The following is a 19086-nucleotide window of genomic DNA, read 5'->3' on the forward strand; positions in this document are numbered from 1 at the left end:
TCATGGCCGAACACACAGTCGCAGCCTTTGACGAAGATCTCGGACAGATCAGCAGGCTGATCCGCGACATGGGCGATCTCGCCTCATCGATGGTCGGCGGCGCGACCAAGGCGCTCCTGAATTCCGACAACGCGCTCGCCCAGCGCGTCGTCTCCGACGACGCGATCATGGATGCGCGCCAGCGCGAACTCGACGACCGCGCCATCACCCTGATCGCCAAGCGGCAGCCCATGGCGGACGATCTGCGCCATGTCGTCGGCTCGATCCGCATGGCGGGCGATCTCGAACGCATCGGCGATCTCGCCAAGAACATCGCCAAGCGCGTCGGCACCGTCGGCCTTGCCGCCACGCCGCGCGACCTGTCGCACTCCATCGACGCCATGGCGCAGCTTGTGCTGATCCAGGTCCAAGGCGTGATCGAGGAGTATGCGGCGCGCGATGCCGCGGCACTTGCCAAGCTGCGCGCCGACGATGAACGCATCGACGTCAAATACACGTCGGTCTTCCGCGAGCTGCTGACCTACATGATGGAGGATCCGCGCAACATCACCGCCTGCACGCATCTTTTGTTCTGCGCCAAGAATCTCGAGCGCATCGGCGATCACGTGACCAACATTGCCGAAAATGCCTATTATGTGCTGACCGGCACGCAATTGCCCGCCAATCGCCCGAAGCAGGACGAGACGGCGATGTCGGCGCCAGCGGCTTGACGGCAGGGGTGACCAGTCGATGATCGCGCCACGCATCATGGTGGTGGAGGACGAGGAGCCGCTGGGTGTGCTGCTCCGTTACAATCTGGAATCGGAGGGTTATCAGGTAGAGGTGGTGACGCGCGGCGACGAAGCCGAGATCCGCTTGCAGGAGAATGTCCCTGACCTTCTTGTGCTCGACTGGATGGTGCCGGCGGTGTCCGGCATCGAGCTCTGCCGCCGTCTCCGCATGCGGCCCGAGACCGAGCGGCTGCCGATCATCATGCTGACGGCGCGCGGCGAGGAAAGCGACCGGGTGCGCGGTCTCTCCACCGGCGCCGACGACTATCTGGTCAAGCCGTTCTCAACGCCGGAATTCATGGCACGCGTCAAGGCGCTGCTGCGCCGCGCCAAGCCCGAAGTTCTGTCCAGCGTGCTCAAGGTCGGCGACATCGTGCTCGACCGTGAATCGCACCGGGTCTACCGCAAGAAAAGCGAGATCCGGCTCGGGCCGACCGAGTTCCGCCTGCTCGAATTCATGATGCGACATCCCGGCCGCGTGTTCTCGCGCAGCCAACTGCTCGACAATGTCTGGGGCGAAACGATCTATATCGACGAGCGCACCGTGGACGTGCATGTCGGCCGGCTGCGCAAGGCGGTCAACAATGGCCGCATGCCTGACGTGATCCGCACCATTCGGGGCGCGGGGTATGCGATTCGCGAAGACTAGGGATATGTCACGCAACGTTCTCGCCCACGCCTGATTTCGCCTGTGCCCCCGGCGCGAAAATCTCCTGGTCGACGAAGGTCAGCGCGCGCATGGCGCAGCCCTCGCGGATCAGTGGCAGTTCGTTCGGCTCGGTGTCGAAGGAAATCGATTTCGAGTGCTGGCCGCCGGCGGTCTGGGCAATGGCCTCGCGCAGAGCCGGCTCGATCAGGTCGAAGGCGGCGGCGCTGACGCCGACCATGGCGACCGGCGCCGGATCGATCAGCGCGAACAGGCTGCCAAGGCCGTAACCCAGCGCCTCGCCGGCCTTGCGGTAGGCTTCGCGCTCCGGCCCGTCCTTTTCGCGCGCCGAGGCCGCCAGGGTGCGCATGTCGGCGTCGCTGACGTCGACGGGCTCGGTGTCCTCGCCAAGCTGCCTCGCGTTGCGCCAGATGGCATAGTTGCCGGCATAGGCCTCGACGCAGCCGCGCCGCCCGCAGCGGCAGAGCGCCCCGCCGGGGCGATGGATCATGTGGCCGAACTCGCCTCCGGATGAATGGGTGCCGGTGAACAGTTCACCCTTCAGCACCAAGCCCATGCCGATGCCGTGCGACAAAAGGATGGCGATGAAGTCGTCGCGGTAGCGCTGGGGATCGCGCCAGCGCAGCGCCACCGCCATCATGTTGCAATCGTTCTCCATGGTGGCGGGAATGCCGAACTCGGCCTCCAGTATGTCGGCGAAGGCGATGTCGGTCTGCGGCGTGATCGGCGACCACAGCATGGTGCGCGCATCCGTGTCGGTGATGCCCTGGATCGCCAGCGCGATACGGGCGATGCTGCCGACGTCGAGGTCGGGATCCTCGAACCGCCGCCTGACGATGGCCACGCATTCGCCGATCAGCGCCTCGCGCGACAGGGTGAGCGTGTCCAGCCGGCGCTGCTCTTCAGATATCACCTGGCCGGCATAGTCGATGACGGCGACGGAGAGAAAATTCAGCGACAGCACCACGGTCATCACCGCCGCGGCTTCAGGGTTGAGGCTGAGGCCGACCTGCGGCCGGCCGCGTTTCAGCGCACCGGCCTCGCTCGGCTTGCTCTGCGCCAGGATGCCTTCGCCAATCAGGTCGGAGGAGATCGCCGATATGGTGGAATGGCTGAGCCCGGTGGTCGCGGCAATCTCGGTGCGCGAGGGCTGCCCGGCACGGCGCACGGCCGCGATCACCATTGCCCGGTTGCGTCGGCGCAAATCGTCGTGGCGGATTCCGACCGACATGTTTCTCGCATCCTCCCCGTCGCCGCGTTCTCTCCCCAGGATCCCGACGACCGTCAAATACTGGCAGAACCGGCCTTGGCTGTCATTATTTATTCCGGAGCTCGAAAAAAATTCACGAGGACATCAAAATACATCAGAATCGACGTTGACAGCGTTCCGACGATGGACCAGTGTTTTTTCGAGGCTCGAAAAAATAGAGCCTTTGTGCCGGCCTACGGGCCTGTTTGGTCGCGCCATACGCGGCGCAGGGAGGATTAAGATGAAGAGATTCACAGCCGCCATCCTGGCGGGTGTCGCCATGTCGCTGACGCTCGCGTCGGTCGCGCAGGCGAAGGACAAGGTCATCGGCGTTTCCTGGTCGAACTTCCAGGAAGAGCGCTGGAAGACCGACGAGGCCGCCATGAAGAAGGCGATCGAAGCCGCCGGCGACAAGTATATTTCCGCCGACGCCCAGTCCAATCCCGGCAAGCAGCTCACCGACGTCGAGAGCCTGATCTCCCAGGGCGCCAATTCGCTGATCATCCTGGCGCAGGACGCCTCCGCCATCGGCCCGGCGGTGCAGAAGGCGCTCGACGAAGGCATTCCGGTCGTCGGCTATGACCGCCTGATCGAGAACAAGGACGTCTTCTATCTGACCTTCGACAACAAGGAAGTCGGCCGCATGCAGGCCCGCGAAGTGTTCAAGGTGAAGCCGGAAGGCAACTACGTCTTCATCAAGGGCTCGGGTGCCGATCCGAATGCCGATTTCCTGTTCTCGGGCTCCATGGAAGTGCTCAAGGACGCCATCGACAGCGGCAAGATCAAGAATGTCGGCGAAGCCTATACGGATGGCTGGCTGCCGGCCAATGCGCAGAAGAACATGGAGCAGTTCCTGACCGCCAACGACAACAAGGTCGACGCGGTCGTCGCGGCCAATGACGGCACTGCCGGCGGCGTCGTCGCGGCGCTGACGGCTCAAGGCCTGGCCGGTACCGTTCCGGTCTCGGGCCAGGACGGCGACCACGCGGCGCTGAACCGCATCGCGCTCGGCACGCAGACCGTGTCGGTGTGGAAGGACGCGCGTGAACTCGGCAAGAATGCCGCCGAGATCGCCTCGCAGCTGGCCGACGGCAAGAAGATGACCGATATCGCCGGCGTCAAGGACTTCACAACGCCCGGTGGGAACACCGTCAAATCGCTGTTCCTGACCCCGGTTGCGATCACCAAGGACAATCTCAACGTCGTCATCGACGCCGGCTGGATCAAGAAAGACGAGGTCTGTGCCGGCGTCGCGGCGGGCAGCGTAGCGGCCTGCAACTGATCTTCCATTTCATGCGATGAACGCCGCGGCTGCCAAGCCGCGGCGTTTTTTCAAGAAAATTTGTTTTTCCGCCCCGGGCGGGTAACTTCTAGGCTGGCTTCCGGCATCCCGCATCGGACGGGCAGGCCGGCGGGAGAAAATCATGACCGATACGACGTCCAACCCGCAGGCCGACACCGCGCGTGCGTCGGAACTCGGCGCCGTCGCCCGGTTCCTTAAGGCGACCGAGATCGACACGCGCATGCTCGGCATGATCGGCGCGCTGCTGCTGATCTGGATCGGGTTGCATGTCTTGTCCAGCCTGCGTCTCGGCGTCAATCCGCTCGATTTCGACAGCCGTACCTTTCTCACGCCGCGCAATCTGTGGAACCTGTCGGTGCAGACCTCGGCCGTCGCCATCATGGCCTGCGGCATGGTGCTGGTCATCGTCATGCGCAATATCGATCTGTCCGTCGGTTCCGCCGAAGGGTTGATCGGCATGGTCATGGGTTTCGCCCAGGTGCATTTCCTAGTGCGGATGGTCGGTCTCGAGCTCGGCAATCCATGGATCTGGGTGCTCGCGCTGGTCATCGGCCTGGTGCTCGGCCTTTTGATCGGCGCCTTCCAGGGCTTCGTCATCGCCTATCTCGAAGTGCCGGCCTTCATCGTGACGCTGGGCGGGCTTCTGGTCTGGCGCGGTGCGGCATGGTGGGTTACCAGCGGCCAGACGGTGGCGCCGCTCAACGCGACGTTCCAGCTGATGGGCGGCGGCCCGGCCGGATCGATCGGCGCGACCTGGAGCTGGGTGGTCGGTATCGCCGCCTGCCTTGCGGTGGTGCTTGCGCTGTTCAACGGGCGGGTACAGCGCAAGCGCTTCCGTTTCCCGCTGCGTCCGATCTGGGCCGAGACGCTGATCGGCGTGCTGACCTGCGCCGTCATCATGGGCGCGGTTTGGCTGGCCAATTCCTATCCGTGGCCAGTCGGCATCGTGAACAGATATGCAGCCGCCAACAACATAACCGTGCCCGAGGGCGGCCTGTTCATCGCCCACGGCATCGCCATACCGGTGCTGATGGCCATCGCCGTCGGGCTGGTCATGACCTTCATCACCAAACGCACCCGTTTCGGCCGCTATGTCTTTGCCATCGGCGGCAATCCGGAAGCAGCCAACCTCGCCGGCATCAACACGCGCTGGATCACGATGAAAGTGTTCATGATCATGGGCGTGCTGGCCACGATCGCCGCCGCGATCTCGTCAGCCCGGCAGAACTCGGCCACCAACGTGCTCGGAACGCTCGATGAATTGCTGGTGATCGCGGCGGCCGTCATCGGCGGCACATCGCTCGCCGGCGGTTCGGGAACTATCATCGGCGCCATGCTGGGCGCGCTTTTGATGCAGTCGCTGCAATCCGGCATGGTGCTGCTTGGCGTCGACTCGCCGCTGCAGAGCATCGTCGTCGGCGCCGTGCTGGTCATCGCGGTGTGGCTCGACACCGTCTATCGCAAACGCGTTTGAGGGAGGAGGACAATCATGGCTGACAGGATCGCTCCCGCCGGCAACCCGCTGGTCGACATGCGCAACATCTCAATCGCGTTCGGCGGCATTCGCGCCGTCGACGATGCCTCGATCGATCTTTTCCCCGGCGAGGTCGTGGCCCTGCTCGGCCATAACGGCGCCGGCAAGTCGACACTGATCAAGATCCTGTCGGGCGCCTACAAGCGTGACGCGGGCCAAATCTTCGTCAACGGCGAAGAGGCTTCGATCTCCAACCCGCGCGATGCCAAGAAATACGGCATCGAGACGATCTACCAGACCCTGGCGCTCGCCGACAATGTCGACGCCGCCGCCAACCTGTTCCTCGGCCGCGAGCTGAGGACCGCCTGGGGCACGCTCGATGATGTCGCCATGGAGGCCGAGGCGCGCAAGGTGATGGGCAGGCTCAATCCCCGCTTCCAGCGCTTCAAGGAGCCGGTGATCAAGCTGTCGGGCGGACAGCGGCAGTCGGTGGCGATCGCACGCGCGATCCTGTTCAACGCCCGCATCCTGATCATGGACGAGCCGACGGCAGCACTTGGACCGCAGGAAACGGCCCAGGTCGGGGAACTGGTCAGGCAGCTCAAGTCCGACGGCATCGGCATCTTCCTGATCAGCCATGACATTCACGACGTATTCGAACTGGCCGACCGGGTGTGCGTCATGAAAAACGGCCAGGTCGTCGGCACTGCCCGCACCACCGATGTGACCCAGGACGAGGTGCTGGGCATGATCATCCTGGGCAAATGTCCGCCTGGCGCCATTCCCGGACCAGGCGCGTTGAAGATCGCCGCCTGAAGCCTGCTGGCCTGAGCCCGTTACCGATCTGCCGATCAGGTGATATGCCAGCCGGCGGGATGGCTTGGCCTTGCCATTGTGTTGACCGGGCGACTTGCCCATAAAGGGCTCACATGCTGATAGGCCGCATTGTCCGTTGAAGAAGCTTTTTCCAATCGTCGCTTTCGTTGCCGTTGCGCTGATCAGCATGACAATGGCGGGGTTCGCCTATTTCGCGACGCAAGAGGCGGCTCGCATCAAGTTCGACGCGACCGCGGACGATGCGCTCAACCGTATCGAGAGCCGGATCGACCTGCAGCTGTCGCTGCTGCGCTCGTCGCAAGCCTTGTTCGACGCCCGCAATGGCGACATCTCGCAGAGCGAGTTCAAAGCGTTCTTCAATGCCCTCAATGTCGATACCAATTTCGCCGGCCTGCGCGGCATCGGCTTTCTCCGGCTGGTGAAAGCAGGCGACGAGGCAACGGTCGAACGCGACATGCTGCATGACCAGGGCGTCAGGCGTGCGATCTATCCGGATACGACGCAGCCATGGCGCACGCCCGTTGTGCTGTTCGAGCCGCTCGATCCGTCCAACAAGGCCAGCATCGGCTATGACATGTTCACCGAGCCCGTGCGGCGCGCGGCAATCGAGAAGGCAATGGCAGATGACCAGCAGCACGCGAGCGGGCTGGTGCAACTCGGCCAGGACACGGGTGCAGCACAGACCTTCACCGGCTTTCTCGTCTTCGTGCGGCTCAACGTCGAGACCGCACCTGATGCCATAAACGCATCGCGATCCTCGACGGTAGGCTTTCTCTACGCGGCCTTCCGGGCCAGGGAGTTGTTCCAGATCGCGCTCAGCCGCGCGCCGCTGCTGCCGGTCAACACCGAAATCTACGATGGCGGCGTCGATCCGGATCATTTGCTGTTCCGGTCGGAGACGCCGCCCGTGTCGGGCTTTGGCGACAGACTGTTGGTCACCCGCAAGATCAGCGTGGCGGGCCGTCCGTGGACCGTGCAGTTCAGGCCGACAAGCGCCTTCTCGCAGCCATCGTCGCGGGCCATCCCAGTCATGCTCGGCCTGTTCGGGTTGCTGCTGGCCGGCGCCATCGCGCTTGTCGCGCGCTATCAGGAGCGAGCCTACGAGGCAGCATCGCTGCTGCATGAGACGACGGAAAAGAGCCTGCTCGAAAAGGATTTGATGCTGCAGGAGATGAAGCATCGCATCAAGAATTCGATCACGCGAGTGCTGGCGATCGCGCGCCAGACCGCGTCACGTGCCAGCGACGTCAATGAGTTCTCGGCATCTTTCTCGGCCCGGCTACAGGCAATGGCCGCGTCCCAGGACATGCTGACGCGCTCGCGCTGGCAGAAGGCGGATCTCGGCGATCTCCTGCGCATCGAGCTTGGCCAAGTGTTCGGAAAGGAGCTGCCGGAAGAGCTTTTGTCCGGGCCGGAGGTGCTGCTTGACGAAACCACGACGCAGGCACTGGGCCTCACCTTCCACGAACTGGCAACGAATGCGCTGAAATATGGCGAGGCCGGCAATACGGTCGGCGCCCTCAGGATCGAATGGTCGGTCGAAGGGCGCGGGCGTGACCGGGTCTTGGCTCTGAGCTGGCAGGAAACCGGGCAGAAGAAGGTCGACGCCCCGGCCACGACCGGCTTCGGCACCAAATTGATCGACCTCAATGTCACGCGTGAGCTGCGTGGCACGATCCACCGCGATTATCGCGATGACGGATTGAATGTGGAAATCAGGATTCCGCTGCCGGCGTGAATGCCATCGGGCCTTGGCGGAATCGCTCCAGGCTTCCCGCGGCGGCCAATAAATTGCCGCACCGCTGCCGGGTTCGCGAATGAGCCCGACAGCGGCGATTCAAGTTGCTCGGAGCGGTTCAGCGTCTGATAGATCGCCGATCCGCTCCTTGCTCGCAATTCCGGCGGGAAAACCGCTCCGCGCTTTTCCCGCCGGAATTACCTTAGTTGCAGCGAGCCGTGTAGATGCGACCCCGATGATCGCGATACTGGCAGTATCCATTGCGCAGGTTGCGGACCAGCAGGCCGGAGCCGGCACCGACGGCCGCGCCGATCAGCGCGCCCTTGCCGCCGCCGACCAAGCCGCCCACGCCGGCGCCGATCAAGCCGCCGCCGACGACATCCTGCTCGGTCGAGGTACAGCCGCTGACGGCGACCACGGCAGCCATGGCAATAAGAATTTTCCGCATAGGGTCACTCCTCACTTCGTGTCCTCACTTTAATAAGCTCCAGCCGTCACTTAGCATGAAAAAACGACCTTTGCTGCTCCAATTTATTGTTGGTGAAGAGAGTCTTTTTCTGGGCGCAGCTTTCCGATGCCTCGGCCGCCGAAAAACCCGAGCGATGTGCGCGCGCGAACGTGGGGGCGGGATCAGGCCAGCTGGGACAGGGCGATCAGGACAATTGCCGCGGCCAACGCCGGAGCGACGATGGGCAGGATGCCATGAGCAACCGGCGATGCCGTGGATGTCTCGGGATCCTGGAATTCGCCCATCGAAATGCGAGCGGCCTGCCCGAGTCTGTTGATATCGGCGACCGTCAACGCGCTCCTCCCCACTATGCTGCGGCAAAGCCCTCGAAAGCATGCTCGTCGGCTCGGCAGTTCCATCGGTATCTGGCAAAAACAGCATCTGCTTCTATGGTGAACAGCCGGTTAAAAAATGGCGGTCGCCTACTCCGTCTCGAAATTGCCGTGCGGAACAACGAGATGGTATTCGAGGCGACCATCCGCGATCTCGAGGCGCGCCGTTCCGTTCAGGGAAGAGGGCACTACGCGTTCCAGTGCGACGCTGCCGAAGCGCTTTTTGCCCTCTTGGTTGCTGTCGGTTCCTATGGTTTCGGCCCAGGTCAGCGACAGGGCAATGCCGCCATCGGCGGCGGTGTCGAGGACGGCGGTCACTTCGACGAAGCCCTCCGGCCGCGACAGGGCGCCATAGCTGACCGAGTTGACGGCCAGTTCATGCATCGCAAGGCCGATATGCAGCGCGGCGTTGGGGTTGAGGTAAGGATTTGCGCCGCGGAAGCGAAGGCTGTGCGACGCGTCCGTCCCGTAGCGGCCGACCTGACCGGCGAGGAGTTCGCGAAGGGCAGCACCGCGCCAGTTGGAGGAGGTTACCAAATCCTGGGAGGAGGCCAGCGACTGGAGCCGGCCGCGAAAGCGGGTCAGGAAATCGCCGATGCTGTCGGAATAGCGTCCCGTCTGGGTGGCGATGCTCTGGATGATTGCCAGCAAATTCTTCGAGCGGTGCGTGACTTCGCGCAACAGCGTCGTCAGCGTCTGTTCGCGGCGTCGCTGCTCGGTCGTCTCGACCATGGTGGTGACGACACCTTGCACGTCGCCGGCCTCGCCATGGTCGGCGTCGATCCAGACCTGAAACCAGCGCATGCCGTCCTCCATCGGGACGCCGATCTCGAGGCGCTGCGGATCGCCGCTTGCGACGACGTTGCGCTTGGCAGCGCCAATGCGGTCGGCCTGTGCCGGCGGCAGGATGCCGTCGCCCTCGCTGCTGTCGGCGGCCCAGGGCGCACGCATGTTCCGCGCCCAGACCGTTTTCATGTCGCGGTCCTGGTAGAGGACGGAAATGCCGGCATTGTGCAGTGCGTGGAGAAGCGCCCGGCCAAGTTGCATGCCGCTTTCGGCGGGATGCAGGGCGATGACCTCGTCCCCCCGCTCGTGCTTCTTGGTATCTCGAGCCCTGGAACGCATCCGACCTGTTCACCCAACTCAGGCTGAACGGCTCACCGTCCAATGGGTTCCAAGGCAGGTTTTACGGGAACCAGACGCCCAAAAGCGGTCCGCCGGGCGGCGTCCTTGTGGGACACCACCCGGCGGTGGCTGGAAACCGTTTGAGGGGTGCGGCTTCCAGTGTTCGCCTGATAACTCTCAGGCCCGTCTGAACAGGCCGGCGAGAAGCGAAATGATGAGGAAAGCGAGAAAGATGAAGAACAATATCTGCGCTATCCCGGCAGATGTACCGGCAATTCCGCCGAAACCAAGCGCGCCGGCGATGATTGCCACGACAAGAAATACAAGCGCCCAGTAAAGCATGGTTCCATCTCCTTCCAACTATGTGAGAAAAACGTGGGTGGATGCGGTTTGTTCCACTTTTTGCCGAAAAAGACGATCCCCCGCGCACCATCGTGGCGCGGAAAAGCAAGGCGCGGCCAGCGGAACCTTCCGGCTGGTCGCGCCCTGCTTTTGCGCGCGTTTGCGACTTCAGTTGCGCATGGCTATGCGGCTGCTTTCGCCTGCCGGTCGAAGAACAGAGCCTGGCTGATCAACGCCTTGACCATGTCCGGGTTGAACGGCTTCGTCACCAGGAAAGCCGGTTCGGGCCGCTCGCCGGTCAGGAGACGCTCGGGAAAGGCGGTGATGAAGATCACCGGCACGGAAGTCGACGACAGAATCTCGTTCACCGCCTCGATGCCCGAGCTGCCGTCGGCGAGTTGGATGTCCGCGAGCACCATCTTCGGCCGCGTCTTGCCGAACATCGTCACCGCTTCGGCATGGGTGCGGGCGGTGCCGACGACCCGATGGCCCAGGCTCTCGACCATCTCCTCTATATCCATGGCGATGAGCGGTTCATCCTCGATGATCAGCACGTCGGTCGCCACCTGGCGGGAAATCTCGTTGCTCGCCTGGGCAAGCAGTTCTGAGAATTCCTGTTCGCCGACGCCAAGAATTTCGGCCGCCTCATCCTCGCTGAAACCCTCGACGGCCACCAGAAGGAAGGCCTGGCGGGGAAGCGGCGCGATCGCATTGAGATTGGCCGCGGCGCGCTGTTCCCATGCCGATTGCGCCTGTTCTTGTGGAACGCGGATGGCGACGGACGTGAACAGTTTGGCGAAGACCTTGTACAGCGCGATTCGGTCGCTGGATGCCTCGGGAAAAATGTCGACATCGGCGATGATGGCCTCGAGCATCGCGGCAACCAGCGCGTCGCCGCTCTCCTGCGATCCCGATACGGCACGCGAGAAGCGGCGCAGGAACGGCAGGTGCGGAGCGATGGTGGCGGATAAACTCATGACGGACGTCTCCCTCAGATGACGTGATTGACTAAAAATGCGGGTCAAGCCCCATTGCAAGCCCCAACGACACAAACGCGGGCTTTCGCAAAAAGTTCCGGCCCCGGGAACTAATACGCCTGAACGGCGTTTGAATTGGGGATGGGCAACCAGACGAGGATGCCGCTTGTGTTGTGTTGAGTTATGTTGAGCGGCTATGGGGCTGGATTAAAGGGCGAAATGAAGGAAATGACGAAAGATGTCTTGACTGGCGCCTCAATCAGGCGCCGGAACGGCGTGGGCGACCCGCTCGGGCCGAATTCCGAAATCGGACGCAAACTCAAGCAGTATTACGACGAGCTGGTCTCCGACGATGTGCCGGATCGTTTCGCGCAGTTGCTCAGCCAACTGGAGCGGGCCGAGCCCGCACAGAAAAAGGACTGAGGCATGGCAACGGTCTCACAAGGCTTCAAGACCGATCTGCTTGGGGCAATACCGAGCTTGCGTGCCTTCGCAGTGTCACTGACGCAGAATGCCGACAAGGCCGACGACCTCGTGCAGGAAACGCTGGTCAAGGCCTGGGACAAGCATGAGAGCTTTCAGCCCGGTACCAACCTGAAGGCATGGCTCTTCACCATCCTGCGCAACGAGTTCTATTCGCAGATGCGCAAACGCGGCCGCGAGGTGCAGGACAGCGACGGCATCATGACAGCCAGGCTTGCGGTGCATCCCGCCCAGCACGGCCAGCTCGACCTCAAGGATTTCCGCGGTGCGCTCGAGCAACTGCCCGAAGACCAGCGCGAGGCCATCATCCTCATCGGCGCCTCGGGCTTCTCTTACGAGGAGGCGGCCGAGATTTGCGGTTGCGCGGTCGGGACGATCAAGAGCCGCGTCAGCCGAGCCCGCACGCGCCTGCAGGAGATACTGAAAATCTCCGGCGAAGACGAGTACGGTCCCGATGCGATCTCAGCACAGGTCACCGGCACGGCGGCGCACTAAAAAAGCGTCGCATCGAAACGGCTGACAGAATCGCCATCGCATCCGCTCTGACTCTTACGCGATGCGACGTCGTCAGGCGGGCGGGACTCGTCCGCAGGCCCGGGCCACCGCTTCCACAAGATCTTCGCCCGAATAAGGTTTGCTGACCAGCCTTATCCCTGGAAAGGCAACCTTGATCTCGTCCGCATCCGAATAACCGGAGGCAAAGACGAAGGGCACGCCCGTTTCACGCAGGCGCGATGCAAAGTCGAAAGTCGGAGTGCCCCCCAGCATGAGGTCGACGATCGCCGCATCGAATTGGGTGGCAACCTGTCGGCCATCGATCTCGGCCAGGTCACGGACAAGCACCACGTCGTCGGCGCCGTGATCACGGCAAAGCTGCTCGACATCCATGGCGATGAGAAATTCATCTTCCAGGACAAGAATGCGCAATCCGTCAAGCAAAGGCGACACAGGCAATGGCTCCTTGAAACGCAGCGAGTCATGATCGCTATTTGACGCGCTGTCATTTAAAAAAGACATGCTAACGCAGCGGCTGAGCCCGCGGCTCTCGAGGAGCGGTCGAAATGTCAATCCAGAACGGCCTTGCTTCCTCCAGCCGCCGGTACGATTGCGAGAATTGCCCACTGCGGCCGCTGCCGGTTTCCGCAAATTCGAGAGATCGGAACTGGCCTTCATCGACAAATTGAAGAAAGGCGAGCTCGCGGTCGACAAGGGCGCAACGGTGCTGGTGGAAGGACGCCGCAGCGCCCATCTCTACACGGTGCTGTCGGGCTGGGCTTTCCGTTACAAGCTGTTGTCGGATGGCCGCCGTCAAATCCTCAACTACGCCGTCCCCGGAGATCTCATCGGGCTGCAAGGCGGCGTGATGGGCGAAATGCAGCATTCCGTCGAAGCCTTGTCGCCGATGCTGCTTTGCGTGTTCGAGCGGGAGTCCCTGTATGAGCTTTTCCGCAACCATCCGGGCCTGGCCTATGACATCACCTGGATCGCGTCGCGCGAGGAGCGGATGCTGGATGAGAACCTGCTCAGCGTCGGCCGCCGCAGCGCGATCGAGCGCACCGCCTATCTCATCGCCTTCATCGGCAGCCGGGCCAAGGCCGTTGGCCTCAATGGCGGGCGGTTCACCCGGATCGCGTTCACGCAGCAGCACATCGCCGATACCCTCGGCCTGTCTTTGGTCCATACCAACAAGACGATTCGCAAGCTGATGGATCGCAAGCTGATCGCTTGGCGCGATGGCGGCTGCGAGATCATCGATCATGAAGGGTTGAAGCAGCTTGCCGGCTGGGAGGGGCTGGGCAAGGAACGGCGGCCGCTGATCTGACCGGATGCAGGAGGACCCGTTTTGAGCTAGGGTCCAGATCGATGGAACCAGGATGGCCTCTATCCATTGGATTGAGCGTGATCTTTTCGGCAAACCGACACCCGCTTTGCGGGATCATGCCCGTTTATCCGAGGGGCTCGGAACCTTGAGACATGCAGCGCGTTGAAACCACAGCAATCACAGGGAGTTAAGCGATGGCAGCTGCCGCAGGAAAGAACGCAAGCGAAGCGCGGGCGAACTCGGACCTCGAAGCCGATATCAGGCAGTTGAAGGCCGATATCGACAAGCTTACGAAGCAGTTGGCCAAGACAGGCGAGCATGGATACGGCACCGCCCGCCGTGCCGCCGCCGAAGGTGTCGAGCATCTGCGCGCCCAAGGCGAGGCAGCCTTTGACAGCCTGCGCAGCAACACCAGGGATATCGAGGCGCAGATAGCGGCAAGCGTGCGCGAGAAGCCGGTGACTTCATTGGCGATCGCCGCCGGCGTCGGCTTCCTGTTTGCGCTCCTGGCGCGCCGCTAGTCCCGCTCAAATGGGATTGCTGGCTTCCCTTGTCTCGGGCCTGGCTTCGGGCGAAACCGTTGCAGCCATGCGCCGCGCGCGCACGGCTGCAATTGTCTATGCGCTTGCCGCGCTTGCGGCGCTGTGCGGTCTCGGCTTCCTGATCGGGGCCGGCTATATCTGGGCTGCGGACCGCTATGGGCCGCTCGCTGCGGCGTTGGGATTCGGCGTCGGCTTTCTGATCGTCGCGGGCCTGATCTTGCTGATCTATCGCTTCTCGGCCGGCTCGCGCGCACGGCGCCGGGCAGAACGGCGCAAGGCGGACATGACGGCAATCGGGGTCACCGCCGCACTGGCCGCTCTGCCGGCGCTGCTCAAGGGAAAGGGCGGCCTCGGGGCCATTCTCGGTCCCGCCGTGGCGTTGGCGGCTTATGCCATCTACCGCGAGAACGTGAAACCAGGTCCCGGCGGGCCGGCTGGCGGCGATCCTGATTGAGGCTGACCGGATGAAGGCTGGGCCCGGATTAAAGGTGGGCCGGTCACTTGGAGAGATCCTCCAGCGGCATGGATATTTCGGCAAAGACGCCTTCCGGCCGGAACTCGTGCGCCACTTCGCTGGAGATGACCTTGGCCAGGCTGCGGCGGATCAGGATCGAGCCGAAACCGTGCCGCTCGGGCGGGGCAACCGCAGGACCGCCGCTTTCGCGCCAGGTCAAGACAAGGCGCCGGTCGCTTTTTCTGCCTTGTGTCTTCCAGCTCAGATCGACCTTGCCGGATGTCGCCGACAGCGACCCATATTGCAGGGCGTTGCTGGCCAGTTCGTGCAAGATCAGGCCCAGCCCCACTGCCTGGTCCGGCGACAGCAACAGATCGGGACCGGTGATCGTCATGCGCAGTTGCTCGGCGGTGTCGAAGGGCCTCACCTCGATCTGGACGAGTTCATGGATGCCGATGCCGCGCCATTCCCGGTCGGACAGCAGATTATGGGCGATGCCGAGTGCCTGGAGCCGGGCGCCGAAGGCTTCCAGGAAAGCGCTCGGCTGCCGGGCATGGCGCACGGTCTGCGTCGCCAGCGCCTGAACGGTCGCCAGCGTGTTCTTGACGCGATGATTGAGTTCGCGAAGCAGCAGCCTTTGCCTTTCCTCCCCAAGCTTGCGTTCGGATATGTCGTAATTGACCCCGAAGATCAGCGTCGGCTTGCCGTCGCCATCGCGCTCGATGACGCGGCCGCGCGTCGCCAGCCAGCGGGGTGGATGGAAGCCTTTCACGCGGTACTCGCCGAAATAGTCGTCGCCGCCGGCCAAGGCGTCGCGGAAGCGGGTTTCGGTTTGATAGACGTCGCGTGGATCTATTGCCATCAGGATGTCGCGCGCCCGCAACCGGTTCGATCGCGGCAGATTGAACAATTCCGGCAGCAAACCATCGCATTCGATCATGTCGGTGCGGATGTCCCAGGCCCAGCTGGCAAGCGATGCCGCGTCGAGCGCTATGGCGCGCCGTTTTTCTTCGCGAACCAGCGCTGCCTCGGCGATGGCGCCGCTGCGCGTCGCATCCTTCAGCGTGAACAGGCTGGCGGCTAGGCCGGCCAGCGCCTTCAACTGGTCGAGCCTGACGCGCGATGGAAAGGGACGGGGCTTGCGGTCGAAAACGCAGAGCGTTCCGATCCTGGCGCCGGCGACGGTCACCGGCGCGCCCGCAAAGAAGCGGATGTGATGCTTGCCCGTGACCAGTGAGTTGGCTTTAAAACGCGGATCCAAGGTCGCGTCGGGTACCACCATCAGTTCGCCGCCCGCGGCAATCGCATGGGCGGAGAAGGAGATGTCGGTTGCGGTCTCGATCTCGTCCAGGCCGACACGCGACTTGAACCATTGCTGCTCGACGTCGACGAGCGTAACCAGCGCGATCGGTGCGCGCATGGCGGCCGCGGCAAGGCGGCTGACGCCGTCGAAGTCGGCGTCAGCCATCGTATCCAGCGCCTGCAAGCCGTGCAGCACGGCCAGCCGGCCGGCGTCGTTGACGACGTGCATTACTTCGGCCGGAAGGCCCGGCGCCAATTTCGCCGCCTTGTTCACCAGCGCCCCCAACGCTTCCTCGCGAGCCCTCCGACTTCGCCTTCCCGACTTGCCGGCGAAGGGCTTGGCCAAACGCGGAACCTTCGTAGCAAGGAACCGTTACCCGAAGATGTTTTGCCAGAGACGCTCAACGCGTCCACATCGCATCGAGGCCGGCTATGCCCAAGACCATTCCTGAAAACAAAGCGCGTCAGGGACACTGGGGCTGGCACGGCTTGCGGATCCTGATTGCGGGACTTCTCCTGGCCTTTGTCGTTTGGGGCATCGTCGAGATTTACGGCGAGTACACGAAATCCCCGACCACCGAACAAGGCAGCGCTCCGAGCGGCTAGACTTCTGTTCCTCGTCGGCTGCCCCTGCATCAGGCCGCCTTTGCCCGCATGGCGTGCCGCGGCACCAGCACGTTCAAGGCGCCCGGGTGGATTTCGATGGTAATTTCGTCCTCGAGCTTGATAAGTTCACCGTCGAGGACGGCGCGGTATTTCCTGGCCGCCGACCGGATCTTCAGCACAGCCCGCTCTGTCTGATGGATTTCGACATGTTCATTGTCACGCCATTTGCCACGCGCGACGTTGAAAAAGAACTTGACCAGTTCGGCGCGCTGCCGCGCGACGGTGACATAAATGCCGAGCACGCCGCCCGCCGGATTGTCGGCAAAGGGCAGGTGACCCTCTCCAAACAGGTTGTTGGTGACGCCGACGCCGGTGGTTCGCGCCGTGATCTCGGCCTCGCCAATGGTCAGGGTGACCGTCATCGCCGGCGGATTCTTGATCGTCTGCCAAGCCGCTTTCGCGGATGCCCGCATCTTGCCCAGCCGGGAGCCGAACTCCATGTTCTGGCGTAGCTGCACCATCTTGGCGTGCATGCCGATCGAGAACTGATGCACGAAAGGCCGGCCATTGGCGGTGGCGATGTCCACCGCCATCACCTCGCCATCGGCGAAGGATCGCAAAGCCGCATCGAGCGTCTGCGGGATGCCGAGCCCGCGCGCGAAGAGGTTCATGGTGCCTGCGGGCAATATGGCCAGCGCCTTTTTCTTGCCCATCAGCCGCGCCGCCGCCGCCGATATCGTGCCATCGCCGCCGCCGGCGAGAACCACGTCGATGCCGCGACGCGAAGCCGCGTTGTCCAATGCCGGCACGATGTCCTTGCCGGCAACCACGTCGATATCGATGGAATGGCCTGCTGCCTCCAGCAGGTCGCGCATGCGATCGCGAAAGCCATCCAGGTCGAGGGTGCGCAAGGTGCCACCGTCCCGGTTCAGCACCGCCGCAAACCGCATGTCCCCTCCGTGTTCTCAAAAAAACTCCGAGCCGGAGAAGCTCCAGCCGTCGGCTGAACGGCGCAAGTGGCAAAAAGGTTCCGGATGATGCGGCGAATTTCCCTTTGCAGGACGCAAGTTGCGAGCCGCGTGTGCGGAGAATATGCGTCCTGGCTTTTGTCGGAACAATGGGCGCAGTCACGACGTTGTGATCAGGCGAATGCCGCGTTCGCCCGTCGCCGGTGACGGCGGAGGCCGGTGCGGCATGCATGAAATCAGGCACGAGGAGACACCATCATGATCCGCAATCTTTTAGCCACGACTGCTCTTGCCATGTTCGTGGCGACGGGCGCGCATGCGCAGACAACTCCGACACCGGCTGCGCCTGGCGCGGAGCAACCCGCCGCTCCTGTGGTGCACGCCGAGGGCAGCATCGCCACCAACATCATCGGTGAATCGGTTTATAACGGCACCGGCGACAATGCCGAGAATATCGGCAAAGTAACCGACATCGTCTTCGACAAGGACGGTCAGGCCAAATCCATAGTCATCGGCGTCGGGGGCTTTCTGGGCGTCGGGACGAAGAATGTCGCGTTCGATTACGACAAGCTGCAGTGGGCCGAGAAAAACGGCGACCGCTGGCTGGTCGCCCAGACGACCAAGGACCAGTTGACGGCGCAGCCGGAGTTCGACACCAAGCCCTATGCTCCGGCACCGGCCGCATCGACAGCGGCACAGGCGCCGTCAACATCCGCGCCGAGCGATACCGCCCAGGCGCCAGTCGACATGAACGCGGCTCCGGCGGAACCGGTGAAGCGCGCCGACGGCAATCTCGCCACCAATATCATCGGTGAGAGCGTCTATAACGGGACCGGCGACGATGCGCAGAACATCGGCAACGTCAACGACATCGTCCTGACCAAGGAAGGCAAGGCGCAATCACTGGTCATCGGCGTCGGCGGCTTCCTCGGCATCGGCGAGAAGAACGTCACGTATGATTTCGGCAAGGCCCAGTGGGCCGAGAAAAACGGCGACCGCTGGCTGGTGGCCCAAACCACCAAGGAAGAGCTGCAGGCATTGCCGGACTTCAACCGCAAGGCTTATGATCCGGCTCCGGTCACGACGGCATCGAACGCACCTGCTGCGTCCACCCCGGCCGTCGCGCCGACAACCAATACGGCTCCGATGGACAAGACGGCGCAGGCCCCGTCCGCCTCCACGCCTGATGCGACCGCTCCCGACCAGACGAAGACCGCAGCGATCGACAAATCCAAACTGACCGAAATGCCTGTCGGCGAGGTCAGGGGCGACGATCTCAAGGGTACCACAGTTTATGGCGCCAACGACGTCAAGGTCGGCGAGATCGGCGATGTCGTGCTGACGCCCGACAACAAGACCGACGCGGTCATCGTGGATGTCGGCGGTTTCCTCGGCGTCGGCGAGAAGGAAGTCGCCGTCGGCATGGACAACCTGAAATTCATGACCGACAAGGACGGTAACAAATATCTCTACACGACCTTCACCAAGGAGCAGCTCGAGGCCCAGGCCGCCTATGACAAAGGCAGCTATGCGCAGAACCGCGAGCAGCAGCGGATGATCGTGAGATAGCAACAACGGCAGTAGGGC

General features: G+C 63.0%; 21 protein-coding genes and 1 pseudogene. 13 read left to right on the plus strand and 9 right to left on the minus strand.

What is annotated here, in order from left to right; genetic code table 11:
* Window positions 1–2 precede the first annotated feature (2 nt).
* Window positions 3–710, plus strand: a complete 708-nt coding sequence (gene phoU / locus FJ951_RS25295) for a phosphate signaling complex protein PhoU (RefSeq protein ID WP_140500575.1) — start codon at window positions 3–5, stop codon at window positions 708–710.
* A gap of 19 nt (window positions 711–729) precedes the next feature.
* Window positions 730–1419, plus strand: a complete 690-nt coding sequence (phoB, locus tag FJ951_RS25300) for a phosphate regulon transcriptional regulator PhoB (protein WP_010911896.1) — start codon at window positions 730–732, stop codon at window positions 1417–1419.
* A 7-nt stretch (window positions 1420–1426) separates the two neighbouring features.
* On the opposite strand, the gene FJ951_RS25305 is transcribed toward phoB, so the two are convergent.
* Window positions 1427–2668: an ROK family protein gene (locus FJ951_RS25305; protein WP_140500577.1), complete on the minus strand. Its 1242-nt coding sequence runs from the start codon at window positions 2666–2668 to the stop codon at window positions 1427–1429.
* A gap of 259 nt (window positions 2669–2927) precedes the next feature.
* Between FJ951_RS25305 and xylF the strand changes: the two genes are divergently transcribed.
* From xylF to FJ951_RS25325, 4 genes are all read left to right on the plus strand, one after another.
* On the plus strand, window positions 2928–3968 hold the full coding sequence (xylF, locus tag FJ951_RS25310) for a D-xylose ABC transporter substrate-binding protein (RefSeq protein ID WP_140500579.1): 1041 nt from the start codon (window positions 2928–2930) through the stop codon (window positions 3966–3968).
* Window positions 3969–4110: 142 nt separating this feature from the next.
* Complete coding sequence (locus FJ951_RS25315) at window positions 4111–5463, plus strand: sugar ABC transporter permease (protein WP_140517888.1); 1353 nt, start codon at window positions 4111–4113, stop codon at window positions 5461–5463.
* A gap of 15 nt (window positions 5464–5478) precedes the next feature.
* The gene (locus tag FJ951_RS25320; RefSeq protein ID WP_140500582.1) at window positions 5479–6279 is read left to right on the plus strand and encodes an ATP-binding cassette domain-containing protein; all 801 of its coding nucleotides are present in this window, start codon (window positions 5479–5481) and stop codon (window positions 6277–6279) included.
* 136 nt (window positions 6280–6415) lie between these two features.
* Window positions 6416–8038 carry a CHASE domain-containing protein gene (locus FJ951_RS25325; protein ID WP_140517889.1) on the plus strand — a complete coding sequence of 541 codons (1623 nt, stop codon included), beginning with the start codon at window positions 6416–6418 and terminating at the stop codon, window positions 8036–8038.
* Window positions 8039–8240: 202 nt separating this feature from the next.
* Here FJ951_RS25325 and FJ951_RS25330 read toward each other — a convergent pair whose 3' ends face one another.
* From FJ951_RS25330 to FJ951_RS25345, 5 genes are all read right to left on the minus strand, one after another.
* The gene (locus tag FJ951_RS25330; RefSeq protein WP_140500585.1) at window positions 8241–8486 is read right to left on the minus strand and encodes a YMGG-like glycine zipper-containing protein; all 246 of its coding nucleotides are present in this window, start codon (window positions 8484–8486) and stop codon (window positions 8241–8243) included.
* Between the two features lie 182 nt (window positions 8487–8668).
* Entirely contained in the window at window positions 8669–8839 is a 171-nt protein-coding gene (locus FJ951_RS28545; RefSeq protein WP_181167726.1) for a hypothetical protein, read from the minus strand.
* 129 nt (window positions 8840–8968) lie between these two features.
* Window positions 8969–10003: a PAS domain-containing sensor histidine kinase gene (locus tag FJ951_RS25335; protein ID WP_140517890.1), complete on the minus strand. Its 1035-nt coding sequence runs from the start codon at window positions 10001–10003 to the stop codon at window positions 8969–8971.
* Between the two features lie 177 nt (window positions 10004–10180).
* Window positions 10181–10345, minus strand: a complete 165-nt coding sequence (locus FJ951_RS25340; RefSeq protein WP_006203859.1) for a DUF1328 domain-containing protein — start codon at window positions 10343–10345, stop codon at window positions 10181–10183.
* A 182-nt stretch (window positions 10346–10527) separates the two neighbouring features.
* Window positions 10528–11322, minus strand: coding sequence for a response regulator (locus FJ951_RS25345; protein WP_140500589.1), 795 nt, complete (start codon window positions 11320–11322; stop codon window positions 10528–10530).
* A 219-nt stretch (window positions 11323–11541) separates the two neighbouring features.
* On the opposite strand from FJ951_RS25345, the gene FJ951_RS25350 reads away from it, so the two are divergent.
* Window positions 11542–11745 carry a NepR family anti-sigma factor gene (locus FJ951_RS25350; protein WP_181165418.1) on the plus strand — a complete coding sequence of 68 codons (204 nt, stop codon included), beginning with the start codon at window positions 11542–11544 and terminating at the stop codon, window positions 11743–11745.
* A 3-nt stretch (window positions 11746–11748) separates the two neighbouring features.
* Entirely contained in the window at window positions 11749–12300 is a 552-nt protein-coding gene (locus FJ951_RS25355) for an RNA polymerase sigma factor (protein WP_140500591.1), read from the plus strand.
* Between the two features lie 72 nt (window positions 12301–12372).
* Here the strand turns inward: FJ951_RS25355 and FJ951_RS25360 are convergent, their stop codons facing one another.
* On the minus strand, window positions 12373–12822 hold the full coding sequence (locus FJ951_RS25360; RefSeq protein ID WP_140500637.1) for a response regulator: 450 nt from the start codon (window positions 12820–12822) through the stop codon (window positions 12373–12375).
* 44 nt (window positions 12823–12866) lie between these two features.
* Between FJ951_RS25360 and FJ951_RS25365 the strand changes: the two are divergent.
* From FJ951_RS25365 to FJ951_RS25375, 3 genes and pseudogenes are all read left to right on the plus strand, one after another.
* Window positions 12867–13627, plus strand: a pseudogene (locus tag FJ951_RS25365) (Crp/Fnr family transcriptional regulator).
* Between the two features lie 194 nt (window positions 13628–13821).
* The gene (locus tag FJ951_RS25370; protein ID WP_140517891.1) at window positions 13822–14148 is read left to right on the plus strand and encodes a DUF883 family protein; all 327 of its coding nucleotides are present in this window, start codon (window positions 13822–13824) and stop codon (window positions 14146–14148) included.
* 10 nt (window positions 14149–14158) lie between these two features.
* Window positions 14159–14623 carry a hypothetical protein gene (locus tag FJ951_RS25375; RefSeq protein WP_140500594.1) on the plus strand — a complete coding sequence of 155 codons (465 nt, stop codon included), beginning with the start codon at window positions 14159–14161 and terminating at the stop codon, window positions 14621–14623.
* 43 nt (window positions 14624–14666) lie between these two features.
* Here FJ951_RS25375 and FJ951_RS25380 read toward each other — a convergent pair whose 3' ends face one another.
* On the minus strand, window positions 14667–16199 hold the full coding sequence (locus FJ951_RS25380; protein ID WP_246671781.1) for an HWE histidine kinase domain-containing protein: 1533 nt from the start codon (window positions 16197–16199) through the stop codon (window positions 14667–14669).
* 158 nt (window positions 16200–16357) lie between these two features.
* Here FJ951_RS25380 and FJ951_RS28550 point away from each other — a divergent pair, with 158 nt between their 5' ends.
* Complete coding sequence (locus tag FJ951_RS28550; RefSeq protein WP_181165417.1) at window positions 16358–16531, plus strand: hypothetical protein; 174 nt, start codon at window positions 16358–16360, stop codon at window positions 16529–16531.
* A gap of 29 nt (window positions 16532–16560) precedes the next feature.
* Here FJ951_RS28550 and FJ951_RS25385 read toward each other — a convergent pair whose 3' ends face one another.
* Entirely contained in the window at window positions 16561–17481 is a 921-nt protein-coding gene (locus tag FJ951_RS25385) for a diacylglycerol kinase family protein (RefSeq protein ID WP_140500595.1), read from the minus strand.
* Window positions 17482–17757: 276 nt separating this feature from the next.
* Here FJ951_RS25385 and FJ951_RS25390 point away from each other — a divergent pair, with 276 nt between their 5' ends.
* Window positions 17758–19068: a PRC-barrel domain-containing protein gene (locus tag FJ951_RS25390; protein ID WP_140517892.1), complete on the plus strand. Its 1311-nt coding sequence runs from the start codon at window positions 17758–17760 to the stop codon at window positions 19066–19068.
* The last annotated feature ends 18 nt before the right edge of the window (window positions 19069–19086 follow it).

Origin of the sequence: Mesorhizobium sp. B2-2-3, assembly GCF_006442405.1 — a bacterium.
GTDB lineage: Bacteria > Pseudomonadota > Alphaproteobacteria > Rhizobiales > Rhizobiaceae > Mesorhizobium.